Annotated in this window: 16 protein-coding genes; 7 read left to right on the top strand and 9 right to left on the bottom strand. The window is 68.9% G+C overall.

Annotated elements, in window-relative coordinates:
- Positions 1–267: 267 nt before the first annotated feature.
- The 3 genes from AC0VYP_RS21865 (at position 268) to AC0VYP_RS21875 (ending at position 2,564) form a co-directional block, all read left to right on the top strand.
- On the top strand, positions 268–1,410 hold the full coding sequence (locus AC0VYP_RS21865) for an acyl-CoA dehydrogenase family protein (protein ID WP_285758544.1): 1,143 nt from the start codon (positions 268–270) through the stop codon (positions 1,408–1,410).
- Between the two features lie 39 nt (positions 1,411–1,449).
- A complete protein-coding gene (locus tag AC0VYP_RS21870) occupies positions 1,450–1,617 on the top strand; it encodes a hypothetical protein (protein ID WP_285758542.1) in 168 nt (55 codons plus the stop codon).
- 698 nt (positions 1,618–2,315) lie between these two features.
- Positions 2,316–2,564, top strand: a complete 249-nt coding sequence (locus AC0VYP_RS21875; RefSeq protein WP_432707450.1) for a PLD nuclease N-terminal domain-containing protein — start codon at positions 2,316–2,318, stop codon at positions 2,562–2,564.
- 142 nt (positions 2,565–2,706) lie between these two features.
- Here the strand turns inward: AC0VYP_RS21875 and AC0VYP_RS21880 are convergent, their stop codons facing one another.
- From AC0VYP_RS21880 to pdxH, 3 genes are all read right to left on the bottom strand, one after another.
- A complete protein-coding gene (locus AC0VYP_RS21880) occupies positions 2,707–4,956 on the bottom strand; it encodes a SpoIIE family protein phosphatase (protein WP_475471592.1) in 2,250 nt (749 codons plus the stop codon).
- Positions 4,957–5,147: 191 nt separating this feature from the next.
- Entirely contained in the window at positions 5,148–5,858 is a 711-nt protein-coding gene (locus AC0VYP_RS21885) for an iron-dependent transcriptional repressor DtxR (RefSeq protein WP_285758539.1), read from the bottom strand.
- Positions 5,859–6,118: 260 nt separating this feature from the next.
- The gene (gene pdxH / locus AC0VYP_RS21890; protein WP_285758538.1) at positions 6,119–6,781 is read right to left on the bottom strand and encodes a pyridoxamine 5'-phosphate oxidase; all 663 of its coding nucleotides are present in this window, start codon (positions 6,779–6,781) and stop codon (positions 6,119–6,121) included.
- A 144-nt stretch (positions 6,782–6,925) separates the two neighbouring features.
- Here pdxH and AC0VYP_RS21895 point away from each other — a divergent pair, with 144 nt between their 5' ends.
- Positions 6,926–8,032: a citrate synthase 2 gene (locus AC0VYP_RS21895; protein ID WP_475471594.1), complete on the top strand. Its 1,107-nt coding sequence runs from the start codon at positions 6,926–6,928 to the stop codon at positions 8,030–8,032.
- A 94-nt stretch (positions 8,033–8,126) separates the two neighbouring features.
- On the opposite strand, the gene AC0VYP_RS21900 is transcribed toward AC0VYP_RS21895, so the two are convergent.
- On the bottom strand, positions 8,127–11,642 hold the full coding sequence (locus tag AC0VYP_RS21900; protein ID WP_475471596.1) for a hypothetical protein: 3,516 nt from the start codon (positions 11,640–11,642) through the stop codon (positions 8,127–8,129).
- Between the two features lie 232 nt (positions 11,643–11,874).
- On the opposite strand from AC0VYP_RS21900, the gene serC reads away from it, so the two are divergent.
- Positions 11,875–13,005, top strand: coding sequence for a phosphoserine transaminase (gene serC / locus AC0VYP_RS21905; protein ID WP_475471597.1), 1,131 nt, complete (start codon positions 11,875–11,877; stop codon positions 13,003–13,005).
- 97 nt (positions 13,006–13,102) lie between these two features.
- Positions 13,103–14,098 (top strand): glycerophosphodiester phosphodiesterase family protein, encoded by a 996-nt coding sequence (locus AC0VYP_RS21910; protein ID WP_475471599.1) that lies wholly within the window; start codon positions 13,103–13,105, stop codon positions 14,096–14,098.
- An 18-nt stretch (positions 14,099–14,116) separates the two neighbouring features.
- On the opposite strand, the gene AC0VYP_RS21915 is transcribed toward AC0VYP_RS21910, so the two are convergent.
- Complete coding sequence (locus AC0VYP_RS21915; protein ID WP_475471601.1) at positions 14,117–15,181, bottom strand: hypothetical protein; 1,065 nt, start codon at positions 15,179–15,181, stop codon at positions 14,117–14,119.
- A gap of 104 nt (positions 15,182–15,285) precedes the next feature.
- Between AC0VYP_RS21915 and AC0VYP_RS21920 the strand changes: the two genes are divergently transcribed.
- Positions 15,286–16,011, top strand: coding sequence for a 3-keto-5-aminohexanoate cleavage protein (locus AC0VYP_RS21920; protein WP_285758529.1), 726 nt, complete (start codon positions 15,286–15,288; stop codon positions 16,009–16,011).
- A 209-nt stretch (positions 16,012–16,220) separates the two neighbouring features.
- Here AC0VYP_RS21920 and thpR read toward each other — a convergent pair whose 3' ends face one another.
- From thpR to AC0VYP_RS21940, 4 genes are all read right to left on the bottom strand, one after another.
- Positions 16,221–16,775, bottom strand: coding sequence for an RNA 2',3'-cyclic phosphodiesterase (thpR, locus tag AC0VYP_RS21925; protein ID WP_285758528.1), 555 nt, complete (start codon positions 16,773–16,775; stop codon positions 16,221–16,223).
- Between the two features lie 19 nt (positions 16,776–16,794).
- Positions 16,795–18,057 (bottom strand): MFS transporter, encoded by a 1,263-nt coding sequence (locus AC0VYP_RS21930; protein ID WP_285758783.1) that lies wholly within the window; start codon positions 18,055–18,057, stop codon positions 16,795–16,797.
- Positions 18,058–18,230: 173 nt separating this feature from the next.
- Positions 18,231–18,680: a MarR family transcriptional regulator gene (locus AC0VYP_RS21935; protein ID WP_285758526.1), complete on the bottom strand. Its 450-nt coding sequence runs from the start codon at positions 18,678–18,680 to the stop codon at positions 18,231–18,233.
- A 167-nt stretch (positions 18,681–18,847) separates the two neighbouring features.
- Positions 18,848–20,365 (bottom strand): NCS2 family permease, encoded by a 1,518-nt coding sequence (locus AC0VYP_RS21940; RefSeq protein WP_475471604.1) that lies wholly within the window; start codon positions 20,363–20,365, stop codon positions 18,848–18,850.
- Positions 20,366–20,421 lie beyond the last annotated feature (56 nt).

Raw genomic sequence — 20,421 nt, forward strand, 5'->3', positions numbered from 1 at the left:
GGCCGCCTCCTCTTGACCCCGCCCGTCTTTCGACAGGGGCTTTGCGGTTGCGGCGTTCGGCTCATTCCGAACCCCGTGATGAGCGACAATCCTCCTGCACGACTACGCGACAGGGGTGAACTGCCACCGGGAACCGCGTCCCTGCCCCCGAAGGACGCATTGAACGCCCCGGGGGGAACGGCGGCACCGAAGACGACACCCCTATCAAGCCGAACCCGATTCGGTTAACGTGGCCGAGAACGAGGACGGGCGTTGAGGAGGCAGTCCATGCGGCGCGAGCTGTTCGAGACCGAGCACGACCTGTTCCGCGACTCGGTCGCCGAGTTCCTCAAGCGCGAGGTCGTCCCCTTCCACCAGCAGTGGGAGGCCGACGGGATCGTGCCGCGCGCGGTATGGGGCAAGGCAGGAGAGATGGGCCTGCTCGGGCTCGGCGTCCCCGAGGAGTTCGGCGGGTCGGGAAGTACCGACTACCGCTTCAACACGGTCCTCGCCGAGGAGATCTGCCGGGTCGGCGCGAGCGGCCTGGGCTTCGGGCTGCAGAACGACGTGAACGCGCCCTACCTCGTGGAGCTGACCACCGACGAGCAGAAGCGCCGCTGGCTGCCCGGCTTCTCCTCCGGGGAGCTCATCACCGCCATCGCCATGACCGAACCGGGTGCCGGCAGCGACCTCCAAGGCATCACGACCACCGCTGTGCGCGACGGTGCCGACTACGTCCTGAACGGACAGAAGACCTTCATCACCAACGGCATCAACGCCGACCTGGTCATCGTGGTGGCCGTGACCGCGCCGGACGCGGGGGCGCACGGCCTCTCGCTGATCGCGGTGGAGCGCGGTATGCCCGGCTTCGGCCGGGGACGCAACCTCGACAAGATCGGACTCAAGGCACAGGACACCGCCGAACTGTTCTTCACCGACGTCCGCGTTCCGGCGACGAACCTGATCGGCCGGGAGAACCAGGGCTTCGTCCACCTGATGAACAACCTGCCCCAGGAGCGGCTGTCCATCGCCGTCTCCGCCACGGCGGCGGCCGAACAGACCCTCGCCGCGACGATCGCCTACTGCACCCAGCGGACCGCTTTCGGCCACCCCATCAGCACGTTCCAAAACACCCGTTTCGTCCTCGCCGAGCTCGCCACCGAGGTGGACCTGGCCCGCGTCTACGTGGACCGGGCCATCACGCTGCACAATCGCGGCGAACTCACCGTCGAGGACGCGGCGAAGGCCAAGTGGTGGACCAGTGAACTCTGCAACAAGGTCATGGACCGGTGCCTGCAACTCCACGGCGGGTATGGGTACATGATGGAGTACCCCGTGGCAAAGGCATGGCAGGACGTCCGCGTTTACTCGATCTTCGGTGGCACCACCGAGATCATGAAGGAGATCGTGGGCCGCTCTCTGGGCCTTTAGCGCCACACCCCTGCGAGCCCCGGCGAAAGGCCCCCTGACATGAGCGGCTCCTACGACGGCGCGATCGTCCTCGGCCTCCTGGTCATCTTCGTGATCCTGGGAATCCGCTGGCTGCGCAGACGCGTCCACGTCCCGTGGACCACGGGCGGCCTGGTGCTGTTCTTCATCATCGTGGTGCTGCTGCTGTGGGCGTATCAGACTCGCTGACCGACGTGCGTCGCCCCGAGGCAGTCGTACGCCGATGAGCACGCGCGCGACGACGCAACTGGGTCGGCCGAGGCGAAGCTCCGTACGAGCGGACCACGCGGGCACGCAACGAGTCGGCCCGGGTCGCCGCGATCCGGCGGTCCGTTTGCCCTATCCACGGGTGGGGCGACACCGGCCCAGGTGAGAGTTGTTCCCAGGCCACGCCACCGAAGGACCGGAGAGGACCGCATCCCTTCCGGCGGCTTTCCCGCCCACGGGGCCGACGGTCCCCTGTTCCTCTTTCCGCCAGGACTGCGCCGCCGAGAGGACGCACCGAGCCCTTCGGCCGGGATCTGCCATCCCGCGTCCGCCCATGCGGCAGGCCGAGAACCGTCGGAGCGCGGAATCCGCGCCTCCTGCCCCCCAGCGAACACGAACTGTGACAACATGTCACACTAATGGCGTGTCTCCTGCAAGGTACCTTGCGTTGCAGGGTACTTTGTCATGCATGAACAAGGATCCTCCGTTCATGACCCCGGGTCAACGGCGACACGGGGCCGCGGGCCTACCCGTACCGGCCCGGCCGCGCGGCCACCACCGCCCGTTCCCACGACGAAGAACCCGCACCTTGCGCCCGCACACGACGATCACCCATCGCGACGCCACGTCAACGACGGCGTCGCCCCCGCATGCCGGCTCCGAACGAAAAAGGGATTTATATGCTCTTCACCGCGTTGACGACCAACTCCCCCGCCGAGACCACCCTCGTGGTCCTCGCCATGGTAGGAACCCTGGCAGCGGCCGTGGTCGTTATCGGATTGATCATCGCCGCCCTGATCAGCATCCTGGGGTCCCGGGTGAGTGGCGGGATGAAGGTGGTGTGGATCATCTTCATCATCTGCGCCCCCCTGATCGGAGCCTTGCTGTGGTTCCTCATCGGCCGCCGGCAGGTCAGTTTCACTTCATGACGACCGGAACTCGCCCCGCGGAGATCCGCCCCAGCGCACCCGGGACCACCCCACCGCCGAGCAACGCGGGAGGAAGCCCGTCCCCGGGAGGGTTTTCGCGGGGCACCGGCCCCTGGAACGGGGCCGGCGTCCGGGGGGTCGGCTACTCGTCCTCGCCGTGCATCGGAATCTCGAACCAGACGGCCTTGCCCTCAGGCGTGGGACGCGATCCCCAGCGCGAGGCCAACTGGTTGACGAGGTAGAGACCGCGGCCGCCTTCGTCGTCGGCCCCTGCCTTGCGGATGCGGGGCAGCCGCAGGTCGTGGTCGAAGACCTCGACCCACACCGAGTTTCCGCCGCGGCGCAACCGGATCAGGAACTCCCTGCTCGACGAGTCCTCGGGCTCGCCGGCGGAGCTCTCCTCCAGCAGATCCGACCAGTCCTCGTCGAAGTCGTCGAAGCCGTCGAGCTCCGGCGGACCGTCGGAGTCCTTCACACCGTTCTCGGTGAACTCGCGGCTGACCGGGTGCGGGGTGGCATGGATGACGACGTTCGTGACGATCTCGGAGACCAGCAGGCAGGCCAATTCGGCCTGGTCGCGGTCCATTCCCCATTCCTTGAAGGTGGTGGACGCGAGATGACGCGCCTCGGCGACAGTGGGGGCTTCGGCCGGGAACCATCCCTGTTGCAGAGCCAGTTCCTCGGGGTGGGAGCGCACCACCAGCAGCGCGGTGTCGTCTTCCATCTCACCGGGAACGGCGTTGTCGGCGACGACCGCGATCTGCTCGACGTCCTTGTCGGCGACCTCACGGACCCGCTCGTGCAGGATGTCCAGCGAGTGCTCGACGTTGACGGCCCGCCCGGGCAGCCGGCGGTTGACCAACCCGTCGGTGTAGAGCAGCAGGGTGGCTCCGGGTGGCAGGGTCAGCGTGGCCTGCTGGTACACGGACTCCCCGGGGACGCCCTTGTGCTTGGCCCCGAGCAGTTTGTCCCGGAACTGGAGTTCCAGGTCCTCGACCCGACCGTCGCAGATCAGCAACGGAGGCGAGTGGCCCGCGTTGGCGTAGGAGAGCTCCCGGGACCAGGCGTCGTAGGCCATGTAGAGACAGCTGACGCTGGGCACCCAGGTTCCGCCCTCGTCGTCGGGCGTACCGAGCTGGCGTACCCACTCGTCGAGCGCGCGCAGGATGTCGCCCGGCTCGCGGTCGGCCTGCGCGAAGGCGCGGAGTGCGGCGCGCAACTGGCCCATGACGGCGGCGGCGTGCGGTCCGCGGCCCTCGACATCGCCGATGACGATTCCCACGCGGCCCGCGGACAGGGGGATGACATCGTAGAAATCGCCGCCGACCTGGGTCTGGATGCCGTGTCCGTGGACCTCCAGCGGCTTGGCGGGGGTGTAGCGGTGCGCGATGGAGAGGCCGTCGAAATCTTGGAAGTCGCGCGGCAGCAAGCTGTTCTGGAAAGCGAGCGCGGTCGTGCGCTCCTCCTCGAACAACCGGGCGTTGTCGATGGCCAGCGCAACCCGGGAGGCGATCGCACCGACCAGGTCACGGTCGAAACCGTCGTAGTCGGTCTTGTCGCGGGCACTGAGCGCGGACAGGGCGAGGGTGAGCACGCCCAGCACCTCACCGCGGGCCCGCAGCGGCGCGGCAACGGCGGAGGTCACCCCCACCTGCTCCGAGACTCGGGCCGAACGCTCGTTGGGGGCCACGTCGCTGCTGTGCACGTAGTCGCCCACGACCACGGTCTCCAGGCGCCGGATGGCCTTGTAGACGAAGTGGTGATCGGGATAGCGGACCTCTTCGCCGACGTTGACCCAGCTGGCCGGTGGCGGGCTCCACCCCTCGGCGTGCACCGAGACACGGCGCACCAGGCGGTCGTGGTCGTAGAGGTCGATGAAGCAGTGGTCGGCGAACTGGGGGACGAGGATCTCGGCCACGGCCTTGAGGGTGGCGCTAAACTCCAGCGAACCGGCGAGGCGTCGGCCGATCCGGTCGAGCAGGCCGTACTGTTCTTCCACCCGACCGTTGCGCAGGGCCTCGCTCGCAAAGAGCATCACGCCCTCGACCGCACCGGAGGGGTGCTTCGTCGGGACGGCGGTGGCCCGGACGTGGATCCAGGTGGAATCGCCGCGCAGGACGGCGAAGGTTCCCTCCCAGGACTCGCCCTTGAGAACGCGGCGGACCAGTTGTCCGGCCTGTTCGTGGTCCGCCTCGTGGATGCCGATGTCCAGCAGCGAGGCGCCCAGGTAGTCGCGTCCGCCGACGAACCCGAAGAGGTCGCGCGCGAATTCGTTCCAGTAACGGAGGTTACTGAAGCGGTCCAGTACCACTACGGCGATCTGCGCCTGCTCCAGAACCTCGGCTCCAGCAAGCGCGTTGTCGCCGTAGAAGGCTTCCCCCCAACGCTTCATAGCGCAGCCACCTCGCCGTCACGGAACGTACTCATGATGACCCACGCAACCCGCATCGCCCCCGCGTAGTGGGCGTTTGCAGTTTCATGCCGACTGGCCCACGCCATGCAGCGAGCGTAGCAACAGCGGGAACACATCCGCAGAGCAACATGACATCTCGCGGAGCACCCACGTGACCTGCCGTCCCCCGGCTACGGCTTGGCGACGAAGATATGACTTGCGACCTGCCTGGGCAGTTCGGTTGACTCGCCATCCTCGGTGGTACCACCAATCACTCGCACGCCGTCATCACTCGCGATGAGTGTAACTTCCTCTTCGGGTTGTACCCCAGCGCGCTTGAGAACGAGCATTACCTCGGTGTCACTTTGGAGTTGCTCGCTGATACGGCGGACCGTGACCGTGGACTCCGCGCCGGTGGCGATGTCAACCATAGGGACGATCGTGGTGCCCGAGAAGGGTTCGGGGGAATAATCCTCCAGCCCGAGCTCGTCGAGGCCGGGAATCGGGTTGCCGTGCGGGCAGGCCCACGGCCCCTTGAGGAGGCCGACCAGACGCTCCTCGACCGCCTCGGAGATGACGTGCTCCCAACGGCACGCCTCGACGTGCACGTCCTCCCAGGGGAGGCCGATGACGTCCACGAGCAGTCGCTCGGCGAGCCGGTGCTTGCGCATGACCTGCGTGGCCAGCCTGCGGCCTTCCTCGGTCATGACCAGGTGACGGTCGTTCTCGACGCGCAGCAGTCCGTCGCGTTCCATGCGTGCAACCGTCTGGCTGACCGTCGGGCCGCTCTGCTGGAGCCGTTCGGCGATGCGCGCCCGAAGCGGGACGATGCCCTCTTCTTCGAGCTCGAAGATCGTACGGAGATACATCTCCGTGGTGTCGATGAGTCCGTGTGCGGTCAAGACTCTCCCTCCCTCCGTGGGCCCGTTGAGAGCAGTCAACGCGGCAGTTGTCTCAACACGGGCCAGTGCGCGACTGTTCCGGCAAGGTCGCGCACCCTGGGATGAGCGGTGTTGCACCGGTTCGACCGTGATGCGCCCCGGCCGTGGAAACGGCCACCGATGGGTCCAATCATAGCGTGGCGACGGCCACCCCAATTCCGCCAAGTGTGACGCACGACACTTAACGAATCGGACACAAAAATCCCCGCCCAGCCGGGGTTTCATGGCGAGAGGCGGTCGATCGCCCATTCCGCGTCGCCCTCACCCGACGTACGGAGATAGCGGAAACGGTCGTGCATTCGATCGTTGCGCCCCTGCCAGAACTCCGCTTCCTCGGGGAGGATGCGAAAACCTCCCCAGTAGGGCGGCCTGGGGATCGATTCGTCCGGTGCCCACTTCGCCGCGAGGCGCGCATAGCGGGCGTCGAGCTGCGCGCGATCGGCCACTGGCGAGGACTGGTACTCACTCGCCCATGCCCCGATTTGTGAACCCCTGGGACGTCGTGCGAAATAGGTGTCGTTCTCTCCATCGGTGAGACGTTCGACACGGCCGGAGACGATCACCTGACGGCGCATCTGGTGCCAGGGAAAGACCACCGAGACACGCGGATCACCGGCCATGGCCACCCCTTTGCGCGATCGGTAGTTAGTGAAAAACCGCAGGCCAGAGCGGTCGAAACCCTTCAAAAGGACGGTCCGCGCACGGGGGGAACCGGAAGGATCGACCGTCGTCAGAACCATCGCGTTGGGCTCGACGAGGCCCGCGTCGCGGGCCTGGGTAAACCAGGCATGAAACTGCTCCATAGGGTGCTGAGACAACCCAGAACCGGACAACGGCGTACCGTCATAAGGTTCACGCAGCTCAGCAGGGTCACAATGGTTCACAGTGCTGCATCCTCACACGACCTGTGGGGCGCACGCCATCGTGGCGGCACCGCCATTGACGACACCTCGCGTGTCATTGGAAAAATCCCAAGCGGTTCACGGGGCCACCCTTGCCCCTGGATCGAGGAGACGGAGGAAACCGGTATGTCGGACTTCAAACCCGGACTCGAAGGAGTCGTGGCGTTCGAGACCGAGATCGCCGAACCCGACAAGGAGGGCGGCGCCCTACGGTATCGGGGTGTCAACATCGAGGACCTCGTCGGTCACGTGACCTTCGGACGCGTCTGGGGCCTGCTGGTCAACGACGACCTGGACCCCGGGCTTCCCTTCGCCGACCCGTTCGCCCGGCCGGTCTCCACCGGTGACGTACGCGTCAACGTGCAGAGCACGCTCGCGACCCTTGCTCCACTATGGGGCTTCAAACCGCTGCTGGACATCGACGACGCCGAGGCACGCGACAACGTCGCCCGGGCCACCGCGGCCGCTCTCTCGGTGATCGCCCAGTCCGCACGCGGCGACCAGCCCGAGGTGGGACGCGAGCGCGTCGAAGCGGGCCGTACCGTCGTCGAGCGCTTCATGATCCAACTGCGCGGCGATCCCGACCCCCGGCACGTCAAGGCCGTGGACGCCTACTGGACCTCCGCTGCCGAGCACGGCCTCAACGCCTCGACGTTCACCGCCCGGGTCATCGCCTCGACCGGCGCGGACGTGGCGGCGGCGCTCTCAGGAGCCGTGGGCGCCATGTCCGGCCCGCTGCACGGTGGTGCACCGGCGCGTGTGCTGCACATGCTGGACGAGACCGAGCGCATCGGCGACGCCGGCACGTACGTGACCCAGGCCCTCGACAAGGGCGAACGTCTGATGGGCTTCGGCCACCGCGTGTACCGCGCGGAGGACCCGCGTGCCCGCGTGCTGCGCCGGACGGCAAAGGAGCTCGACGCGCCCCGTTACGAGGTCGCGGCGGCGCTGGAGACCGCGGCGCTGAAGGAGTTGCACGCCCGCAAGCCCGACCGGGTCCTGGCCACCAACGTGGAGTACTGGGCCGCCGTCGTACTCGACTTCGCAGAGATCCCGTCGTCGCTGTTCACCTCCATGTTCACCAGCGCCCGTACCGCCGGCTGGTCGGCGCACATCCTGGAGCAGAAGCGGACCGGCCGCCTGGTGCGCCCCAGCGCCCGGTACACCGGGCCCGCCAAGCGCGACATCACCACCGTCAACGGTTCCGCGGCCGCCATCGAGCAGGGCGCCTGATCGGTCACCACCGCTGAGGCGGTAGTGGGTTCCGCCGGTCGCCATGGCGACCGGCGGAACCCACTACCGGTGGGGTCGGTACGGTGCCGAACGCCTAGCGCACGCACCCGTTCGCCGCCAGGTTGGCCTCGGACTGGTCGTCGAGGTCGCTGACCCGGCCGCAGGCGGCGATCGTGACGGGTTCGGCCCCGAGGCGCGCCAGGACCAGCTGGATCAGCTTGTCCTCGATCCAGTTGCCTCTCTCCCCGGGGGTGCCGTAGGAGATGTAGCCGCTCACCCCGGGAACACCGAGGCGCCCCGACAGCAAGGAGGGCGCCAGACCGGTCGGCAGCGCCGCGGAGTCGGCGGGGTCCTGGTTGCGGCGGGCGTCGGCCAGTGCCTCGCCGATCACGGTCAGGGCGTCGTAGGCCATCACCCCGTGGGGCACCGAGGGACGTTCCGCCGGGGTGGCCGACCGGATGGGGATCGCGGCGACCAGGTCGGCGAACTTCCCGTAGAACGCGCCCTTCCCGGCGTCATCCTCGGTGACCGCGCCCCACCCGCCGTCCGCGGCGAGCGGGGTGTAGTACAACGGGAAGTCCGAGTCGCTCGCTCCCTGGTCGGAGACGTACTTGACGATGTCGTCACCGGCCATGATCGACACCCCTCCCTGGCAGCCGTCGGCCAGCAGCAACTCGTCCTGGAACAGCGGGAACTGGTCGGAGCGGCCGGCGTAGTAGACCATGTCCGGCTCCTCCTGGCAGACGGAGCGCACGGTGTCGCGCAGGCCGGTGCCCTGGGGGTCGTAGCCCGCGTCGAGGGCGACCCCGCCGGGAATCCCCCCGCCCAGTGCGCCGGGGCGGTTGAACTCGCCCATGAACACGCTGGCGAGCTGACCGCCGTAGAGGTCCTCCTTCGAGCGCTGCCAGAAGACGGCGACCCTTTCCGCCCTGGGGAGCTGCCCCTTGTCCGTTGTCACCCCTTCCCGTGCCCACGCGGCCGCCTGGGTGGCGATGCGGGTGTTGGACGGTGCGAGGGGAAAGAAGAAGTCGCTGTGCCGGCCGTTGACGAGGTCGATGTCGTCGAAGGTCGGGGTCGTGGCGATCATCGGGATTCCCGCCTTGGCCAGGACGCTGATCGCGTCCCTGGTGGACTGGCGGCTCTGGCCGAAACCGAGGGCCGCGACCACTCCGGGATCGCGAGCCGCCTCGGCCGCGACCGCCTCGGCCACCTCCACCCCGTGCCTCAGCACCGGTCCCGCGTTGGCGAGCAGGATACGGATCCGCAGCTCGTCGTCCGAGCGCAGCGCGTTGTACTCGCGTTGGCGCAGGGCAAGCCCGACGAGTTCGCCGTGCACCCCCGCCAGGAGCGCGCGCTGGGCGGTGTCGTCGTCGACCGAGAGCGCGGCGAAGTACACCACCGTGACGTGCGGTCCCGCTTCCGCCTGGACGTTCTGTTCGGCGATGGTCTCCTGGGCAGCCCCCAACCGCTCGTGGAAGACGTAGGAGCCGTCGGTGAAACCGACGCAGTCGAAGGGGCTGGGGCCCTGGACCCCCTCGGGCTTGGGCAGTTGCAGGATCTGGTCGGGCTGCTCGGCGAAGCGGCGGCCCCACCAGCACTCGTTTCCGGTGGACTGGTCATAGGCGACCACGGACACCCCGGCCAGCAGGACCAGCGCCAGGAGAAGGGCCGCGGCGGGCATCGCGGATCTGACCCGCATCGACCGGGTCGGCAGGAAGGTGGGGGCGGCAACCGCGTTCTCACCCCTGCGCTGGTCGGCGGAGGCACTGATGTCGAAGGACAGGGTCCGTCCCGCTCCCAGGCGCCCCAGCCGGCGGCGCAACAGCTGCCACGCCACGACGTCGTCGGCCAGCCGTCCCGGAGCCTCCGCCCGGCTGGGCACCCGCGAGCCGAACCGGGTCGGGGGCATCCCTTCCGCGCGGAGCACGACCACCACGAGCGGGTCGGGGAAGTACTGGCTGGTGCGGATCTCTTCGACGAGGAACAGTACGTCCGCGGCGCGGGCCGTCCCCACTGCCGTGCTGACCGTCGGATCCTGGACGGTGTCGCCGCCGTTCCACCGTGTGCGCGCCCGGTCCACGACCAGCGCGGGGCGCAGCAGGCCGCGCGCGCGGGCCGCGCGCCTCCACTGGTACCAGGGGAAAGGACCGTAGGCGGCGTCGAGGTCGGTGAGGAAAGCGTTCACGATGAGCAGCCGCATCTGGTGGATCCGGTCGGCGCTCGTCCGCCCCGTCTCCGACAACACCAGTTCCGCGTACTCCTTGCCGGCCCGCTCGGCGACGGCCCGGTAGGCGCGGCGGCTGCCCCACCGCTGCCGACGGTCGGCCTCGGTGTCCAATCGGTAGGGCTGTCTGGCCAGCCAGCGGTAGGGCTGCCAGGGATAGCCCCAGCACACGTAGCCGATGAGCCGGTAGACCCCCAGGACCAGCAGCAGGAGGATGGCGGTGAAGCCCTCCACCAGGTCCTTGGGCAGGTTGAGGGTGACTCCGGTGACCAGCAGGCCGAGGATGCTGATGTTGAGCACGACCCCCAGGGGGGTGAGGACCTTGGCGTCGAAGAGGTCGAAGTTCAGATCGGCCCGGCCGGAGGATTTTCCGTTGTCGCCCTGGCGGCGCGGGCGCCAGAACAAACTGAGCCCCTCGTACAGCACCCGGTAGAACCGCCGATAGATCCACGAACCGATCGTGCTGACCACGAATCGCCAGAAACGGGTCAACGGTCGTCCCGGAATCGCAGCGGTCCTGCCCACCCGCCAGGCACCCAGCTCGTGCAGGCGCAGTGCCTGCGCGATCTCCTGGCCGGTGCCCAGGCGCCCGCCCTGGTCGGACTGCCCCTGCTGTTCGAACCGGTCGGCGGCGAAGACGTCGAACAGTCGGAACAGGGACTCCACCCGCGGGAAGGAGGGCGGCTCCGGGGCGGCCCGGTCACGGGCCTGCTCCTCCGGTACTCCGCTGGGCGTCCCCTTGATCGCGTTGACGAGGGCCTGGACGTCCATTCTGGTCTGGAAGAGCGGGCCGCTCTCCTTGACGAAGCCCTCGGGAGAGGTCCGGTACTTGTCCTCCGCCTGGTGGAGCAGGGCCATCGGCTGGTTGGCGGCGCGCACGACCAGCGCGCGGGTGACGAGGTCCGCGTCGGTCCCGGTGCGGTCCGGCTCGCTGCTCGACACCCCCGGCGACGGGACCGACTGCTGGGCGGTGGGACTGTCCGCCCCCGATCGGGACACCCCCTGCTCGGCGTACTCGGGGAGGGAGCTGCGCGGGAAGAGCAGGCTCGGCAGCCAGGAACGGAAGCCGCCGCGCCGAAGCCTGCGCGCTTCCTGAGCCCTGCGTACGCCGTGATCCTGGGCGGGTTTCCCTCCGGTCGCGGGCTCGGCGACCACCAACTCGACCACCGGCAGCGGGGTGTCTCCCAGCCCGAAGACGCCCTCGCGCGAGTCGTAGCGGTCGGCGTCGCCGCGTTTGCGCAGCGCGCGGTCGGCCGCGGCCTGTTGGCTTCGCTCCAGCAGACTCGGGGGACGACGGAGCGCGTCGAAGAGGGACACGAAGGCGAGCGGGTCCGAACGCCGCTCCCTTCCGCTCGGCCTGTCGCCCTCGTGAGGGGATGGAGTCATGGATTCCTCGTCTGGGAACCGTGGTCGCCCGTGTGTCGAGGTCTGCGGTCGGGCGGTTCCCGGTCTCGCGATCGGCTGCACGTGCACGGAGGTGCGCACGGTCGGGTCATCGAAAGTCTTGAACCAATAGACGTCTTTCGTCACCTTTTGGCCCTGGCCGATATCGGACACAGCAACCGACCGCCCGAAGGTTTGCCCCCGTGCCTGCGCCGGACCGAACGGCAAGAGTAGGGTGACCGATGTGACCGAGATCCACATTCCCGAGAACCTCCTGCCCAGTGACGGCCGCTTCGGTTGCGGCCCGTCCAAGGTCCGTCCCGAGCAGTTGAGCGCACTGGCTTCCTCCGGTGCCTCCTACCTCGGCACCTCCCACCGCCAGAAGCCGGTGAAATCGCTCGTCGGCCGCGTTCGCTCCGGCCTCGCCGACCTCTTCTCCCTGCCCGAGGGCTACGAGGTCGTCCTCGGCAACGGCGGGACCACCGCCTTCTGGGACATCGCCGCACACGGCCTGGTCCGGGCCAAGTCCCAGCACCTTTCGTTCGGCGAGTTCTCCTCGAAGTTCGCCAAGGTCACCAAGGGTGCTCCCTGGCTGGGCGAGCCCACCGTCGTCGCCTCCGACCCCGGGACCCACGGTGTCGCGGTGGCCGAGCCCGGCGTCAACGTCTACGCGCTGACCCACAACGAGACCTCCACCGGTGTGGCCGCGCCCATCGCGCGCGTCAGCGGCGCCGACGACGACGCCCTCGTCCTGGTGGACGCCACCAGCGGTGCCGGCGGGCTTCCGGTGGACATCACCGAGACCGACGTCTACTACTTCGCGCCGCAGAAGTGCTTCGCGGCCGAGGGCGGGCTGTGGATCGCGATCATGTCGCCCAAGGCGCTGGAGCGGGTCACCGAGATCGCCGACGGCGGCCGTTACGTCCCGGAGTTCTTCTCGCTGCCCACCGCCGTGGACAACTCCCGCAAGGACCAGACGTACAACACGCCGTCCGTGTCCACGCTGCTGCTGCTCGCCGAGCAGGTCGAGTGGATCAACGGCCAGGGCGGCCTGGGCTGGGCGGTCAACCGCACCGCCGAGTCGTCGCAGGTGCTCTACGGCTGGGCGGAGAAGTCCGCGTTCGCGTCGCCGTTCGTGACCGACCCCGCGCAGCGCTCGCAGGTCGTGGGCACGATCGACTTCACCGACGAGGTGGACGCGGCGGCGGTGGCCACGGTACTGCGGGCCAACGGCGTCGTGGACACCGAGCCCTACCGCAAGCTCGGCCGCAACCAGTTGCGCGTGGGCATGTTCCCCGCGATCACGCCGGCCGACGTGCAGGCGCTGACCGAGTGCGTCAACCACGTGGTGGGCCGGTTGGCCTGAGTGCCACCCAGCGGATAGACATAGTGGCCGGTCCGGATGTGTTCCGGGCCGGCCGCACCCTTTCTCGGCGACCCCTCGGTACGGACGGACCTCGGCTTTGCGCAGGAACAAACAGCTTCCCCACATCAAGATCATTTCGCACCGCGGCGCGTCGGGGCACCGCCCCGAGCACACACTGGCCTCCTACACGCTGGGCGCACGCTACGGCGGCGACTTCATCGAGGTCAACCTGGTCTCGACCAAGGACGGTCATCTGATCGCGCGGCACGAGTCGGAGATCGGACACACCACCGACGTCGCCACGCGCCCGGAGTTCGCCGACCGCGCGGGCACCCGGACCATCGACGGGGCGGAGGTGACCGGGTTCTTCGCGGAGGACTTCACCCTCGCCGAGATCAAGACACTGCGCGCCGTCGAACGGTTGCCCGAGGTGCGTCCGGACAACACCGCGCACGACGGCGACTATCCGGTGCCGACGCTGGAAGAGATCATCGCGCTGGCCAAGGCCCTGACCAAGGAGCTGGGCCGCCCGATCGGGATCTACCCCGAGACCAAGCACCCGGCCTACCACGCCTCCATCGGACTGGAGTTGGAGCCGCCGCTGATCCGTGCCCTGAGCGAGCACGGCCTGGCCGGCCCGGAACCGCAAGTTCCGGTCTTCCTACAGTCCTTCGAGGCCGAGAGCCTGCAAAAACTGCGCGACCTGGAACTCCCCCTGGTCTTCCTGATGGGGACCGAGGAGAAGTGGCGCCACTTCACCACTCCCGAAGGGCTGGCGGAAGTCGCGGAGTTCGCCGACGCGATCGGCCCGCACAAGTCCATGATCATCGCGGTGACCGATGAGGGAAAGCTGGGCGAGCCCACCGCGCTGGTCAACGACGCCCACGAGGCGGGCCTGCTGGTGCACCCCTACACTTTTCGCAGCGAGAACCACTTCCTGCCCGAAACGCTGCGCTCGGGAACGGACGCCACGACCTACGGCGGTTTCGCCACCGAGTACGACGCTTTCTTCGTGGCGGGCGTGGACGGCGTCTTCACCGATCATTCCCGGCACGCCTTCCTCGCCCGGGAGATCTTCATGGAAGAGGGGTGATCCGGGGACGCCGGCGCCCTACCCGGTCCGGGCCAACCAGACGATGCCCGCGATCACGATAGCGGCGAGGACGGCCCCGCCGAGGATGAACACCCCGGCCCCCACGGGTTGCGCCGGCTCGTCCCGCGTGTCGGATTCGGGGGCCGACGACTGTTCCGCGCCCGGCTCGGCGGTCGGTTCGGCGGGCTCCACCGGTTCGGCCAACGGGATCCGCCAGACGGGGCTTTGCTCCCCTTCGGTGCCGACCAGCAGTGCGGTGCCGTCCCGGGTGTAGGTGAGCGACTCCCCCTGGTCGCTCGTGGGCAGTTGGATCCGGTCGGTGCTCGGCCCGGGAACACCGTCGGAGGCGTCGTAGAGGACCGCGCCCCAATAGGTGCGGATGGCGTACTGCGAGCCGTCGGGGGAGAACGCGGCGTCCGTGGCGAACAGCGGCGCGGGGCCGACCCGGGTGAGGGTGTTGGTGCCGGTCGCGTCCAGTTGCTCGGGGGCGGCGTAGACGCTTCCGCCGATCTCCTTGCTGACGACGTAGAGCCGGTTGTCGCGCGGATCGATCAGGATGCCTTCCGCGTCCCGGCCTCCGTCGGCATAGCCGAAGGTGAACGTGGTGGCCTGAATGGTCTGGTTGACGAGCTCCGCCGGTTCGGGAAGCCGGTAGACCCGGACCGAGGGCCAGCCACCCTGGAAGTTGTCGCCGATGTCGGCGACGTAGAGGGCGGGTTCCCCGGAGTCGTCGGTCCCCAGTGCGATGGCCTCCCAGTCGCGGGCCTCGACCCCTTCCCCCACCAGGCGGACGGTGGCCAGCGTCTCGCCCTGATCGTTCACCGCGTAGATGTCGGGCCCGTACTGGGGCCCGCTGTCGTTGTGCGTCCAGTAGACGTTCTCGTGACGCACCGAGGCAGCCAGGCCGCTGGATTCGGCGATGCGGGGATCGGTGATGGTGAAAGCGCGCTCGGTACCCGGAGGAAGGCTTTCGGCGGCCGAGGGGTCGGGTTCGGGGGTGGCGTTCTGGGCAGGAGCGGCGCCGAGCACCGCCGGAAGCAGCGCGAGGGCAGCGACCCACCGCGCGGCGGCGCTTCTGGTCATGTTCGTATCTTTTCACCCGTGTCCAGGGCACGGGGGTATGCGACCCGCAGTCGGGGCAGGGAGGCTCTCAGGAGGGCAAACCGCTCCACCAGCGGAGGAGGACCATGAGAATCGTCGCCTGCCTGAACGGGGACCGCCGCCCCGGCGAGCATCCCGCGTTACCGATCTCACCGGACCAGTTGGCAGCGGACGCTGCCGCGGTGGTCGGGGCGGGGGCGACCGCAGTGCACGTGCACCCGCGTGACGGCCGGGGGCGGGAGTCTCTGGACCACCAGTTGGTGACCGCGCTGCTGGACCGACTGCACGACCGGGTCCCGGGCGTCCCGGTGAGCGTGACGACCTCGTTGTCGGCCGAGCCGGACGCGTGGCGACGGCTCGACCTGGTCGGCAGGTGGGGGACGCTGCCCGATTCCGCGACGGTGAACATGCACGAACCCGGTTCGCTGGAGGTGGCCCGGGTGCTGGCCGGACACCGGGTGGCGGTCGAAGCGGGCGTCTGGACGGTGGAGGCCGCGCGCGTCCTGGTTGCCTCGCATGTCATCGAGGTGTGCTCATCGGTGCTGATCGAGCCCGTGGAGCAGGGCACGGACGAGGCCCTGCGGACCCTTTCGGGCATCGCCTCCGTACTGGACCGTGCCCGGAGCACCGTGCCGCGGATGCTGCACGGCCGGGACGCGACCGCGTGGCCGCTCCTGGACAAGGCCGTGGCGTTGGACCTCGACGTGCGCATGGGCTTGGAGGACTGCTTGCTGACCCCCGACGGCGCGGAGGCCACCGACAACACCGCCCTGGTCGGGGAGGCGGCTGCCCGCGTCCGGGCCGAACGCTGAGCGGCTCCGTGGGCGGCGACTGCGCGCAGACACGGCACCGGCGAAGCAGAGCGTGCGGGGAGAGGTGGTCTTTCGCTACTGGAGCAGCGCACCGATGATGACGATGAGCATGATCGCAGCGAGAACGGTCGGCAGCAGCCAGCGCTGCTTGCGGTTGTTGGTGAGCATGCTCATGGCCGGCCCGGCTCCTCTGCTGGTGCGATCGGTCTTCAGGCTAGCCCCCAGCTGGCAACGGTGTGGTACCGGGGCGTGTGCCCGGGGCGGCTGTGGACGAGGTGAACCTGGTCGGCGGTCCATTCGGTGCCGACCGGACCGGCCAGGTCGGCACGGGTACGCGACAGATCGGTGGGGGCGCCCGCGCGGGCCAGGGTGAGGTGGGGCACGTAGTCGCGCTCCTCCCCCGCCTCGACCCCGGCGGCGGCTGCGGCCGCGCGAATCCCGTCCGCCATCCCGGCGAGGGCACCGGTCTCACCGGTCAGCCCGGCCCACAGCACCCGGGCGGCGCCGGCGTCGCCCGGGAAGGTCCCGGCACCGGCCAGTCCGAGCACACACCGTTTGTGCAGGGTCAGCGAGCGCTCCAGCTCCCAGCGCAGCGCGGCGACCCGTTCCTCCGGCACCTCTCCCAGGTAGAGCAGGGTGACGTGCCACTGCTCGCGCGGCGACCAGCGCAGGCCCTCGGGCGCGCGCTCGCGGACGGGGACGAGTGCGCGCCGGAGTTCGTCACAGACGGGGGGCGGCGGCACGACGGCTGCGAACAGGCGCAACGAGGGCTCCGGGGCGTGCTCAGGCCGACTCGGCCAACGGCCGCCGGGTCAGCTCGACGAAGGGACGACGCAGCGGGGTCACCCGTACGCCGACACCGAGGGTACGTCCAAGGGCGATCGCGATGACGGTGGTCACCACCACGCCCACGACGCCCCCGGTGATCAGGCTCGCAGCAGGGCCGAAGGCGTCCGCCAGGAACCCCACGATCGGTGCGCCGATGGGCGCCACCCCGAGGAAGACCAACATATACATCGCCATGACCCGGCCGCGCATCTGTCCGTCCACGTTGAGCTGGAAGAACGCGTTCATCGTGGCGGTGAACGTCATGAAGGCGATGCCGAGCGGGATGAGGACCAGGGTGAAGACCAGGTAGGTGGGCATGAGGCCGGCGACGATCTGGCAGAGGCCGAACGTGAAGGCCCCGGCCAGCAGTACCGGCAGCCGGGGAGCCTCACGGCGGGCAGCGATGAGCGCACCGGCCAGCGCGCCCACGGCGAAGCAGGCGGCGGCCACCCCGTACGCCTGGGCGCCGGCCCGGAAGACGTTGTTGACCATGAGCGCGATCAGGTTCTGACCGTTGGAGCCGAACAGCTGCACGAACGCGATCATCACCAGCAGCAGCACCAGGTCCCGGCGTCCGGCGACATAGCGCAGGCCCTCCCTGATCTGGCCCTTGGCGCGGGGGGCGGGTTCGGTGACGTTGAGTTCGGAGGGGCGCATCATCGCGAGGCCGGCGATCACACCGAGGAAGGACAGCGCGTTGACCAGGAACACCGGTCCGCTGCCGATCGCGGCGATGAGCAGGCCGGCGACCGCCGGGCCGACGACCCGGCCGAGTTGGAAGCTGGCGCTGTTCAGCGCGACGGCGTTGGACATGTCCTTGGGGCCGACCATCTCCATCACGAAGGTCTGGCGTGCGGGGTTGTCCAGGACGGTGATGAGACCGAGGGCGAGAGCGAACAGGTAGACGTGCCAGACCTGCGCGGCGCCGAGGGTGACGAGCAGTCCGAGCCCGAGGGCGAGGCCGCCCATGAGCGCCTGGGTGGTGATGAGCAGGCCACGCTTGGAGAGCCGGTCCACGATGGCTCCGCCCCATAGGGCGAAGAACAGCATCGGCAGGAACTGCAGCGCGGTGGTGACGCCCAGGGCGACGCCGCTGCCACCGCTGAGCTGGAGGACGAGCCAGTCCTGGGCGACACGCTGCATCCAGGTACCGCTGTTGGAGACGATCTGACCCATGGCGTACAGACGGTAGTTGCGCACGCGCAGCGAGCGGAACATGGTCGGCTTGGCGTCGGACGCCGGCACCGGAGGCGCCGGCGCTGAGTCGATCGGTCGGGGGCGTTCGTCGAGCGCCTCAGCGGGTCGGGCCGGGGTGACGGCGGGCGGTTGGGGGCGGATGGCGGTAGCCGTGGCGTGCTCCTTCGATCAGATGCGCACCCCGACGGCGCGGGCTAGGACTGGCTGAGCCTTCCGAGGATCTGCGCCGCCTTGCGCAGCGTCGTCTTCTCGGCCGGGGTCAGTTCGGCCAGGCGCAGGGTCAACCACGCCTCGCGGCGCTCCTGGTCCTGATGCACCAGGAGGGCGCCTTCATCGGTCAGTTCCACGAGCTGTTGGCGGCGGTCGTCCGGGTGCTTCATCCTGCGCACCAGACCGCGCTCCTCCAGGGCGGAGATCACCCTGGTCATGGACGGCGGCTGCACCTTCTCGTACTCGGCGAGGCCACCGGGCGTCATCTGCCCGTGCCGTGCCAGTGCGAACAGCACCGCCCCCTGACCGAGGGACAGGGAGGAGTCGGGCCGCTGCGCGCGCAGCCGCCGGGCAAGTCGCCCGACGGCCATGCGGAGCTCGGCCGCCAGGCCCGCGTCAGTCCTGGTCTGCTGGGAAACGTCGGGGTGCTTCATTAGCATGACTCATTACTCTTGCTAACGATATCTCGAAGTCGCGCATTCCTGCTCGCACCACTCGAGAAACCATGGTCTCGATCACAATCGGCCGGGAAAACCAGGGTGCCCCGGCCGCTGCGCGGACGGGGCACCCGGTATTGGAGCGTAGCGCGGCCACAGGAGACCTAGCCGATGAGCGCCTGGATCGGCCCCAGCCCGAAGTAGACGAGGAACGCCGCCGCCACGATCCACATCAGCGGATGGACCTCCCCGGCCCGCCCCTGCGCGGTGCGCAGCAGGACGTAGCTGACGAAACCCGCGCCGATACCGTCGGCGATGGAGTAGGAGAAGGGCATGACCACGATGGTGAGGAACGCGGGGATCGCGACACCGAAGTCGGTGAAGTCGATCTTGGTGATCTGCGTCATCATCAAGAAGCCCACGACGATCAGCACCGGGGTGGCCGCCTCGAACGGCACCAGGTTGACCAGGGGCGAGAACAGCGTGGCCACGAGGAACAGCACCCCGGCGACGATGGGCGCGATACCGGTCCGCGCACCCTCGCCGACCGCCGCTGCCGACTCCGCGTAGACGGTGGCCGAGGAGGACGAGGAGGCACCGCCTGCCACCGCTGCCAGGGAGTTGACGACCAGCACTTCACGCGCCCCCGGGAGGTCGCCGTTCTTTTCGAGGAGGTCGGCCTGGCCCGCCACCCCGACCATGGTGCCCATCGTGTCGAAGAAGTCGGCCAGGATCAGCGTGAAGACCAGCAGAATCAGCGTGATCACGCCGATGTGCTCCAGGCTGCCGAAGAGGGTGAACTGGCCGAGCAGCCCGAAGTCGGGCAGGGCGACGACCGGGCCGGACAGCTCCGGGACGTTGAGCGACCAGCCGTTCGGGTTGACCGCACCGCTCACCGGGTTGACCATCGGGCCGACCTTGGCGACCGCTTCGACGACGATCGCGACGACGGTGGCCACGATGATTCCGATCAGAAGCGCGCCCTTGGTCCCGCGCACCATGAGCACGATGGTGAGCGCCAACCCGACCACGAAGACCAGGATCGGCCAGCCGTTGAGGTGGCCGTCGCCCAGCTGGACCGGGACCGTGGTCCCCGCCGCGTCGGGCACGCGTCGCACGAACCCGGCGTTGACGAAGCCGACCAGCGTGAGGAACAGGCCCAGCCCCACCGCGATCGCGGTCTTGAGCTCAGCGGGGATCGCGCGAAAGACCGCGGTGCGAAAACCAGTGAGGACGAGCACCAGCAGGATCAGGCCCTCAAGGACGACGAGTCCCATTGCGTCGGCCCAGGTCATCTGGGGGGCCAGCGTCACGGCGACGATGACGTTGAGCCCCATTCCCGCGGCGAGCCCGAACGGGTACCGGCCGATCACCCCCATCAGGATGCTCATCACGCCCGCGACCAGCGCGGTGGCCGCGGCGACCATCGGAATGGAGATGCCCGCGTCGGCCGCTCCCCCGATCAGGTTTCCGTCCCCGTCCGTCCCCGTTCCGATGATCAGCGGGTTGAGGACGATGATGTAGGCCATCGCGAAGAACATGGCCAGACCACCGCGGATCTCCCGCGCGAAGTCGGACTTGCGCCGGGAGACCTGGAAGTAGCGGTCAAGGGTTGCTCTGAACCCGGTTGCCGCAGGCGGCTCCGGATCGGCCTCGGATGCGGGCGTGGGCGTCTCGTTCACCCAACCGATCCTGACAAACCGGGATTACGGAGTCGAGACGACACCGTTGCGGATTC

This window comes from Nocardiopsis sp. iso_186, assembly GCF_056173365.1.